Here is a 9,330-nt window from a genome sequence, read left to right as displayed (position 1 = left end):
CCGCGACGACGATCTTCGCGGAGGTGGTGGCGCGGGTGGGGGCGGCCGCGTTAGAGCTTGCGAAGTCCACTGAGGACCCTTTCGAGCAGCGTGACATCGGGCGTTCCGCCCGACTCGCCCGCGGCGGCGGGCTGGTGGATGGCGACGAGACCGGCCTCGGCAAGGTCGGCCACGAGGATGCGGGCGACACCGAGCGGCACGCCGGCCAGTGCGGAGATCTCCGCGATGGACTTGACCTCGCGGCAGAGGCTGACGATCCGGGCGTGCTCGGGCAGCAGTCCGCTGGCCCGGTCGGCCGAGCCGGTGGTGGAGATCAGGGCCTCGATGGCGAGCTGGTACCGCGGGCGGGTCCGGCCGCCGGTCATCGCGTACGGGCGGACCAGCGGCTGCTGCTCGTAGCCGTCGGACTGCTGCCCGCCGTAGCCGCTGCCGTACCCGTTGCCGTACGAGCCGGCGGGTGTCGAAGGCGGGGTCATGGGTCCTCCTAGTGCTGCAGCCTTGAGCAGCCGGTTCCAGCTGGGGCGGTGCCAGCTGAGGCGAGATCAGCTGCCTGAGGGTAGCTGAGGGTGGTTCGCCGGGTCCGGTCGGGTCGGACCCGGCGAGGGCAGGTGGGACGGGGTGGTCGGATCCGCGCGGGAGCCCCGGGTCAGTGCAGGAGACTGCCCTGGAGTTCCGCGCGGAGTGCGGGGGTGAGGACGGCGCCGGCCCGGTCGACGAGCAGGGCCATCTCGTAGCCGACGAGGCCGATGTCGGAGTCCGGGGCGGCCAGGACGGCCAGCGCCGAGCCGTCGCTGACGGCCATCAGGAACAGGAACCCCCGCTCCATCTCGACCACGGTCTGGTTGACCTCGCCGCCCTCGAAGATCCGGCTCGCACCGTTGGTCAGCGAGGTGAGACCGGAGGCGACCGCCGCCAACTGGTCGGCCCGGTCCCTGGGGAAGCCCTCGGACATGCACAGCAGGAGGCCGTCCGCGGAGACCACCACGGTGTGGGACACCCCGGGGGTGTTGTCCACGAAATTGGTGATCAGCCAGTTCAGGTTCTGTGCGGCCTGGCTCATCTGGTTCAACTCAACGCTCCTGGTGATCTGCGCCGTTGCCGTCGCTCCGGCCACCGAAACTATCGAATCCGGGCTGCTGGGCACCATGCTGGAAGCCCGACTGGTTGGCGGCCTGCTCGGCCCCGACGCGGCGGCCCTGCTGGATGCCGCGGCGCAGGTTGGTCAGCCGGCCGCGGACCTCCTCGGGGGCCCGGGAGACCTGCGGACCGGTCAGCGGCGAGGCCTCGGCGGTGCCGGAGACCAGGTTGGCCTGCGGGGTCCGCCGGGGCAGGCCCGACATGGTGACACCGCTGGTCGAGGGCTCGCGGACCTGCTCGGCGCGGCGCCAGCGCTCGTCGTTCGCGGACGGACGCCACGGCGCGTCGCCGGTGCCGGGCTGCTGGCCCTGCGGCTGCGGAGGCTGCTGCTGGTTCTGCTGCTGCGGGGCCTGCGGCTGCTGCGGGGCCTGCTGCTGCGGAGCCGGCTGGGGCGCCTGCTGCCGGGGTGCCTGCTGCGGGGCCTGCTGCTCCTGGGCCTGCGGCTGGAACTCCGGCGAGGAGGTACCGGGGCGGCGCGGCTGGTACGACCGCTGCCGCGCCTGCTGCCCGTCGGCCTGCGGGGCCCACGGCTGCTCGCCGCCGGGCCGCTGACCGGCCTCGGACGGACCGGTCGGCAGTGCCATCGGCTCCTGGTACGGCAGCGGCTGCGGCTGCTGCGGCGCCTGCTCCTGGCGCACCGGCTCCGGACGCGGCGGGTTCGGCACGTTCGGCAGCACCGGCTCGACCAGGCCGAGGCCCAGCGGGTCGCGCGGGTCGATCTGGCTGGCCTCGAAGCGCGGGCGGGCGAACTGCTGGGTGCTCTCCACCGGCGCCGGCTCGGCCGACGGCAGCTGCTGGGGCTGCTGCTGGGCCTGCGGCGGCAGCTGCGGCTGACGGTCGCGCTGCGGCGCGTCCGGGCCGGGGCGCTGCGGACCGCGCGGGCCCTGGCCGGCGGGCCGGCCGGGGGCACCGGGGCCCTGCGGGGCCGGACGGCGCTGCGGCAGGCCGTCCTGCGGACGGTTGCCCGGACGGGCACCCTGCTGCGGCGTGCCGGGACCGCCGGGGCGGCCGTGCTGGGGCTGCTCGCCGGTCCGGGCACCCGGACCGCCGTCGAACTCGCCGCCGGGACGCTGCCGTTCCTGGCCGGGCCGGCCGGGCTGCTGCTGACCGGCCTGCTGCTGACCGGGCTGGGGCTGACCGGCCTGCTGCTGACCGGGCTGGGGCTGGCCGGGCTGCTGCGGACGGCCGCCGCGGCGCGGCAGGCCGTTCGGGCCGCTCTGCGGCGGGCCCTGGCGGCCCGGGGCGCGCTGCGGCAGACCGCCCTGCTGGGCCTGCTGCGGAGTCTGCTGCTGCGGCGCCTGCGGCTGCTGCGGCTGCTGCGGCTGGGCGGGCCGTCGGCCCTGGCCCTGACCCTGGCCCTGCTGAGCGCCGCCCTGCGGGGCCGGGTTCTCCCGCAGCGACTTGCCGACCTGGCGGGTCGGCAGACCGCCGGCGGGCGCACCCGGGCCGGCCTGCGGGCCGCCCTGCGGAGCGGGAGCGGCCGGAGCGGCAGGACCGCCCTGGCCGAGCTGCGGGCGACCGCCCTGCGGGGCACCCGCGGCCGGGCCCTGGCCGAGCGCGGCGGGACCGCCCTGGCGGGCGGGCGGCACCTGGCGCTGCTGGCGCGGCGTCGGGGTGACCCCGCGCTGCTGCTTGCCCTGGCCGGAACCGGCCCGGCCGGCGCCGCGGCGGTCACCCGAATTGGTGACGTCCACGGGGAGCATGACCAGCGCGGTGGTGCCGCCGGAGTCGCTGGGGCGCAGCTGGATGCGGATGCCGTGTCGCAGGGACAGGCGGCCGACCACGAAGAGGCCCATGCGGCGGGAGACCGAGACGTCCACCGTCGGCGGGTTGGCGAGGCGCTCGTTGATCTCGGCGAGGTCGTCGGGGCTCAGGCCGATGCCGGTGTCGTGGATCTCGACCAGCACGCGGCCGTCCGGCAGCGCGTGGCCGGTGACCCGGACGCGGGTCTGCGGGCTGGAGAACGAGGTGGCGTTCTCCAGCAGCTCGGCGAGCAGGTGGACGAGGTCGTTGACGACGCGGCCGGCGACCTCGGCCGACGGCACGGCGGCGAGTTCGATGCGCTCGTACTGCTCCACCTCGGAGGCGGCGGCGCGGAGCACGTCGACCAGCGGGACGGGACGGGTCCAGCGGCGGCCCGGGTCCTCGCCGGCGAGGACGAGGAGGTTCTCGCCGTTGCGGCGCATGCGGGTCGCGAGGTGGTCCAGCTTGAAGAGGTTGGCCAGCTGGTCCGGGTCGGCCTCGCGGCTCTCCAGCTCGGAGATGAGCGACAGCTGGCGCTGGATGAGGCCCTGGCTGCGACGCGAGAGGTTGGTGAACATCGCGTTGATGTTGCCTCGCAGGAGGGCCTGCTCGGCGGCGAGGCGGACGGCCTCGCTGTGCACCATGTCGAACGCGTGGGCCACGTGGCCGATCTCGTCGGTGGAGTCGACGGCGACCGGCTCGACCGTGGTGTCGACGTCGTGCGGGTCGGCCTCGGAGAGGGTCTTGACCAGCTCGGGCAGACGGCGCTCGGCGACGTCCTCGGCCGCCGCCTGGAGGCGGGTCAGCGAGCGCACCATCGAGCGGGCGATCAGACCGGCGCCACCGAGGGCGACGAGCAGCACCAGGGCGACCGCGACACCGATGATCAGGGCGTCGGCGTCGGCCTGGGACTGGAGGTCCTGGGCCTTGCCGTCCAGGTTCTCGATGAGCTTGGACTCGATCCGGCGCTCGGCGGTGATCTTGGAGCTGGCCTTCTCGAACCAGTCCTTGTAGCTGACCGCCTCGGTCTGGCGGATGCCGCTCTGGGTGAGGATCGTGGAGGCGTAGCGGTCGGCGTCGGCGACCACCGAGTTGTAGCTCAGCTGGCTGCGCAGGTTGTCCAGGTCGTGCGCGGTGTAGATGTTGTTGAAGCTCGCGATCGCGTTGTCGTACGAGCTGCGCAGGCGGATACCGAAGGACTCGTCACTGGGGCTGAGGTCGGGGGTCTTCGGGTTGGCGAGCGCGGCGCTGATCAGGGCCCGCTGCTGCGAGGTTGCGTTCTTCGCCAGCGAGAACTGCTGGAGCGCGCGGGTGGAGACGACCAGGTCCTTGTTGTTCGACGCGAGCGCGATGTCCTGGGTGATGGACAGCAGGTCGCGGATGATCACGTCGTAGGCGGTGATCGTCGACTGGATGTTCTGGTTGTTCTGGTACGGCAGGCTGCGGGTGTCCGCGATCGAGTTCAGGTCCTTGCGGATCTGGAGCAACAGCGCCTTTCCACCGGACAGTTCGAGGTTCTCGAACTTGTCGGAGGAGGCGGTGAAGGTGCGGCTCAGGTCGTCGGTGGACTTGCGGGCCGCGACGATGTCGTCGTCCAGCGGCGCGGCCGGGTCGTGGGTGATCGGGCCGGCGCTGATGTCGCGCTCGGTCTGGAGTGCGTCCGCGAGGTTGGTCGCCTTCTTGGCCAGGTCGGAGAGGTTGGCCATCTGGGCGAGTTGCTGCGAGTTCTCCATCGAGCTCTGGATGCGCAGGCCACCGAGGACCAGCGAGACCAGCACGGGGAGGGCGAGCAGCGCGATCAGACGGGTGCGGATGCGCCAGTTGCGCATCGCGAGCCGGTTCAGACCGGTGGCGCGGCGCCGGGTCAGGGAGGTGCGGAGTTTGTCCCGGGCGGACTTCCGCTCCTGGCCCTCCTCCTCCGGGTGGCCGATGGCCTCGGGTGTCACCGGCTCTGCCGGGCCGCCGGGGGCCGCCGCCTGTTGAGGGGCTGCCACAGGCTCACGCGACTCCGGGTTACCCGCGGCGCCGCTACCCCTTTTGAAACGTCCCTGCACTGGCGTCGCAACCTCTGGACCGGGCGTCCCGCCGCGTCGCCACGGCCTGGACGGTGTCGAGTTTCCATCCGCACCCCGGCCGGTCCGGGAGAGCGGGCACCGGGGTGGACCACTCCCTACCCACGGTCCGTCGCATTCCAGCACAGCCGGGGAATCCCAACAAGGGCCGCACGTACCGGGCGTCCGGCGCTACCGACCGCTTGCGTCTTCTTACGGACTGTGCGGTAACAGGACCGGAATACCGCCTTTTTCGGACACTCGCCGGATACATGCCAAGCGGACCCGGGGTCGGGAAGAGTCACAGACCTTCCGGAATGCCCCTTATCGGCGAAATGCCGGAAAATCCCGGTGCGGCGATATGTCGGATATCTGCACTTTGCTCGGCATTTTGTGAGCAAAATCACAGTCTAATGTGTAGCTTTGGTCACGGCCTCTGTGGAATGAGATCTCGTAACCTGGCTGTCTCCGGAGCACGGCCCCGATCAGCCTGCCCAGAACCCCTCCGAATCAATCGGAATCCATCAGGCCGGTGCCGATCGCCGCGATCGACCCGGCCATGACCACGAGGTGCTCTCGATGTCCCAGGCGAAGAACGCCACCAAGTCCACGCTGTCCTGCCGCCCCACGGCGAACCCCCGCCGGACGACGCTGGCCTCGGTCGAGGACTTCAGCAAGATCCCGGGCGCCCGCAAGCCCGAGGACGTCGTGACCTACGGCTCCGAACTGCCGGCCGCCACCGCCAACCCGCGCCGCACCCGGCTGATGGTCGCCCCGGTCGTCGTCCCGCAGGACTGACCGCCGCAGCGCCGCGTCGAGGGCGCCGTCGTCACCCCGGTGGCGGCGGCGCCCTCGCCGTTGTGCGGCGCCGCTGCGGCCCGCGGCGGCGGCCCGCCCGCGGGCCTCGCGGGGCATTCGGCCCCGACCCTCCTGAACAGGGGCAAAGCGGTCGGCCGGGCCCCCACGCGATAGCCTGGAGGCCGATTGACGGGGCCGCGCCCACTGCGGGCGGGGCGCCCACCAGCGCCCGGGCGCGCCCCGGGCGGCCGACGAAGCGAGGGGTATCCCAGCCGTGCGCATTGCCAGGTTTTCCGTCCGGGAAGGGAGCCCTGCCGCCGGCAGCGTCTCCTTCGGCGTGGTGGAGGGCGACCCTTCCCGGCCCGACTCGCTGGTCGTCCACGCGCTGGCCGGCCACCCGTTCGGCCAGCCCCAGCCCACCGGTGAGAGCTACCGCTTCCAGGACGTCCGGCTGCTCAGCCCGATGCTCCCGAACAAGATCGTGGCGGTCGGCCGCAACTACGCGGCGCACGCGGCGGAGCTGGGCAACGAGGTCCCGGACGCCCCGCTCACCTTCTTCAAGCCGTCCACCTCGGTGATCGGTCCGACCGAGAGCATCGCGTACCCGCCGTTCTCCTCGGACGTCCACCACGAGGCCGAACTGGCCGTGGTGATCGGCCGGATGTGCCGTGAGGTGCCGTTGGACCGGGTGCCCGAGGTGATCCTCGGCTACACCTGCGCCAACGACGTCACCGCCCGGGACGTCCAGCAGCGCGAGGGCCAGTGGGCCCGGGCCAAGGGCTTCGACACGGCCTGCCCGCTGGGCCCGTGGATCGAGACCGACCTCGACCCGAGCGACCTCGCGATCACCTGCACGGTCAACGGCGAGCTCCGCCAGACCGGCCGCACCTCCCTGATGGTCCGCTCGGTCGCCGAGCTGATCGTCCACATCTCCGAGGCCATGACGCTGCTGCCCGGCGACGTCATCCTCACCGGCACGCCCGCAGGGGTGGGCCCGCTCAACGTCGGCGACGAGGTCGCCGTCTCCATCGAAGGCATCGGCACTCTCACCAACAAGGTGATCAAGCGTGGCTAACACTGACCCGGCCGTCCGGGTTCGCTTCTGTCCCTCCCCGACCGGCAACCCCCACGTGGGGATGGTCCGCACGGCCCTCTTCAACTGGGCCTACGCCCGCCACAACGGCGGCACGCTGGTCTTCCGGATCGAGGACACCGACTCCGCCCGCGACTCCGAGGAGTCGTACAACCAGCTGCTCGACGCGATGCGCTGGCTCGGCCTCGACTGGGACGAGGGCCCGGAGGTCGGCGGCCCGGACGCGCCGTACCGCCAGTCGCAGCGGATGGACATCTACGCCGATGTCGCCCGCCGCCTGCACGAGGCCGGCCACGCCTACTACTGCTACTGCTCCACCGAGGAGCTGGACGCCCGCCGCGAGGCCGCCCGCGCGGCCGGCAAGCCCTCCGGCTACGACGGGCACTGCCGCGACCTGACGGACGAGCAGGTGGCGGTCTACAAGCTGGAGAAGCGCGAGCCGATCCTGCGCTTCCGGATGCCGGACAAGACCCTCAGCTTCGACGACCTGGTCCGCGGCACGCTCACCTTCGAGCCGGAGAACGTGCCGGACTACGGCATCGTCCGGGCCAACGGCGCCCCGCTGTACACCCTGGTCAACCCGGTGGACGACGCCCTGATGGGCATCACCCACGTGCTGCGCGGCGAGGACCTGCTGTCCTCCACCCCGCGGCAGATCGCGCTGTACGCCGCGCTCGCCGAGATCGGCGTCGGCAACGGCACCACCCCGCGCTTCGGCCACCTGCCGTACGTGATGGGCGAGGGCAACAAGAAGCTCTCCAAGCGCGACCCGCAGTCCTCGCTCAACATGTACCGCGAGCGCGGCTTCATCCGCGAGGGCCTGCTCAACTACCTGTCCCTGCTGGGCTGGTCGCTGGCCGAGGACCGCGACCTGTTCGACATGGACGAGATGGTCGCCGCCTTCGACGTCACCAAGGTGAACGCCAACCCGGCCCGCTTCGACCTGAAGAAGTGCGAGGCGATCAACGCCGAGCACGTCCGCCGGCTGGCCCCGGAGGACTTCGTCAGCCGCCTGGTTCCCTTCCTCCAGGGCGCCGAGCTGCTGCCGGCCGAGCCCACCGCCGAGCAGCTGGACCTGCTCGCCAAGGTGGCGCCGCTCACCCAGGAGCGGATGGTCGTGCTGAGCGAGATCGTGAACATGGCCGGCTTCCTGTTCGTGGCGCCGGAGAAGTTCGCCCTCGACCCGGACGACGCCGCCAAGGTGCTCACCGCGGACTCCCGCCCGGTGCTGGAGGCCAGCATCAAGGCGCTGGAGGAGCTCGCGGACTTCACCCCGGAGCCGATCCAGGCCGCGCTGCGCGAGGCGCTGGTGGAGGGGCTGGGCATCAAGCCCAAGTTCGCCTTCACGCCGCTGCGGGTGGCCGTCACCGGCCGCCGGGTCTCCCCGCCGCTGTTCGAGTCCATGGAGCTGCTGGGACGCCCGGAGACGCTGCGTCGGCTGCGGGCCGCCCTGGACGCCCTGCCGGCCGCCTGAGCGGGGTTCCGAGCAGGCCGCGGGCCCGGCTTCGTGCCGGGCCCGCGGCGTACCCGGAGGCCGTCCGCAGGCCTCCCGGCCGCTGCCTGGGGTTATCGATTTTGGACCCGGGGCCGACGTCGGGTAATGTTCTTTCTGCGCCGCCCGGGAGGGAACGGACGAGGGAACGAAAGCCCCTCGGAAGGGACCGACCGAGAGGCGCAACGCCTGAGAAGGGCCCGCGAGGGTTCAACTCTGGTGGGGTATGGTGTAATTGGCAGCACGAGTGATTCTGGTTCATTTAGTCTAGGTTCGAGTCCTGGTACCCCAGCGCAGTACGTGAGTACAGCACCACAAAAGAAGATCAAGCCCCCGTTGTGTAGCGGCCTAGCACGCTGCCCTCTCACGGCAGTAGCGCCGGTTCGAATCCGGTCGGGGGTACTGATCCCGCAAGGGATCACCTGGAAAGCCCCCGTTGTGTAGCGGCCTAGCACGCTGCCCTCTCACGGCAGTAGCGCCGGTTCGAATCCGGTCGGGGGTACTGATCCCGCAAGGGATCGCCAGGAAGCCCCCGTTGTGTAGCGGCCTAGCACGCTGCCCTCTCACGGCAGTAGCGCCGGTTCGAATCCGGTCGGGGGTACTTCAGAGCAGGAAGCCGGTGGGCCAGCCCATCGGCCCTTGCTTTGTGTTGGGGTATGGTGTAATTGGCAGCACGAGTGATTCTGGTTCATTTAGTCTAGGTTCGAGTCCTGGTACCCCAGCCAGAAATTGGAAAGACCCCGGTCCCCGGGGTCTTTTTGCTTTCCCCGGAAATGCCCCGAAGGGCCCCGCTCCGTTCCGAGCGGGGCCCTTCCGGCTTTCCGCGGGGCCCTTCCGGCTTTCCGCGGGCCCTGTCGCCCGGCGGCGGACGGGGGCGGAGCGCTGTCCATGCGCTAAGACTGCGGTCTCACTCCGCGAGACACAAGTTCAATCTCCGGCGAAAAGCGCCACTCTGGACGGGAGCGGCCCGGGAGTCTCAGGGCGGCGCACACGCTTTGACCTCGACGACACCGAGA

General features: G+C 71.6%; 6 protein-coding genes and 5 tRNA genes. 8 read left to right on the top strand and 3 right to left on the bottom strand.

Annotated elements, in window-relative coordinates:
• Positions 1-50: 50 nt before the first annotated feature.
• The 3 genes from ACFVUY_RS37865 to ACFVUY_RS37855 form a co-directional block, all read right to left on the bottom strand.
• Positions 51-476 (bottom strand): DUF742 domain-containing protein, encoded by a 426-nt coding sequence (locus tag ACFVUY_RS37865; RefSeq protein ID WP_380456468.1) that lies wholly within the window; start codon positions 474-476, stop codon positions 51-53.
• A gap of 170 nt (positions 477-646) precedes the next feature.
• The gene (locus tag ACFVUY_RS37860) at positions 647-1,060 is read right to left on the bottom strand and encodes a roadblock/LC7 domain-containing protein (protein ID WP_359915368.1); all 414 of its coding nucleotides are present in this window, start codon (positions 1,058-1,060) and stop codon (positions 647-649) included.
• Between the two features lie 10 nt (positions 1,061-1,070).
• Positions 1,071-4,934: a nitrate- and nitrite sensing domain-containing protein gene (locus tag ACFVUY_RS37855; protein WP_387736636.1), complete on the bottom strand. Its 3,864-nt coding sequence runs from the start codon at positions 4,932-4,934 to the stop codon at positions 1,071-1,073.
• A 576-nt stretch (positions 4,935-5,510) separates the two neighbouring features.
• Between ACFVUY_RS37855 and ACFVUY_RS37850 the strand changes: the two genes are divergently transcribed.
• The 8 genes from ACFVUY_RS37850 to ACFVUY_RS37815 all read left to right on the top strand — a co-directional run bounded on the left by ACFVUY_RS37850 (position 5,511) and on the right by ACFVUY_RS37815 (position 9,039).
• On the top strand, positions 5,511-5,729 hold the full coding sequence (locus tag ACFVUY_RS37850) for a hypothetical protein (RefSeq protein ID WP_387693646.1): 219 nt from the start codon (positions 5,511-5,513) through the stop codon (positions 5,727-5,729).
• Between the two features lie 274 nt (positions 5,730-6,003).
• Positions 6,004-6,804: a fumarylacetoacetate hydrolase family protein gene (locus tag ACFVUY_RS37845; RefSeq protein ID WP_359915358.1), complete on the top strand. Its 801-nt coding sequence runs from the start codon at positions 6,004-6,006 to the stop codon at positions 6,802-6,804.
• Complete coding sequence (gene gltX, locus ACFVUY_RS37840) at positions 6,797-8,296, top strand: glutamate--tRNA ligase (protein WP_387736635.1); 1,500 nt, start codon at positions 6,797-6,799, stop codon at positions 8,294-8,296. The genes ACFVUY_RS37845 and gltX overlap by 8 nt, the downstream gene beginning before the upstream one ends.
• A 238-nt stretch (positions 8,297-8,534) precedes the next feature.
• Positions 8,535-8,606, top strand: a tRNA-Gln gene (locus ACFVUY_RS37835).
• Positions 8,607-8,643: 37 nt separating this feature from the next.
• Positions 8,644-8,716: transfer RNA gene (locus tag ACFVUY_RS37830), tRNA-Glu, on the top strand.
• A 27-nt stretch (positions 8,717-8,743) separates the two neighbouring features.
• Positions 8,744-8,816, top strand: a tRNA-Glu gene (locus ACFVUY_RS37825).
• 26 nt (positions 8,817-8,842) lie between these two features.
• Positions 8,843-8,915, top strand: a tRNA-Glu gene (locus ACFVUY_RS37820).
• 49 nt (positions 8,916-8,964) lie between these two features.
• A tRNA-Gln gene (locus ACFVUY_RS37815) sits at positions 8,965-9,039 on the top strand.
• Positions 9,040-9,330 lie beyond the last annotated feature (291 nt).

It is taken from the genome of Kitasatospora sp. NPDC058063, from assembly GCF_042885395.1.
GTDB classification, from domain to species: Bacteria; Actinomycetota; Actinomycetes; order Streptomycetales; family Streptomycetaceae; genus Kitasatospora; species Kitasatospora lactacystinica.
Note: the sequence above shows the minus strand (reverse complement) of the source record. Positions and strands in the feature narration are given on the sequence as shown.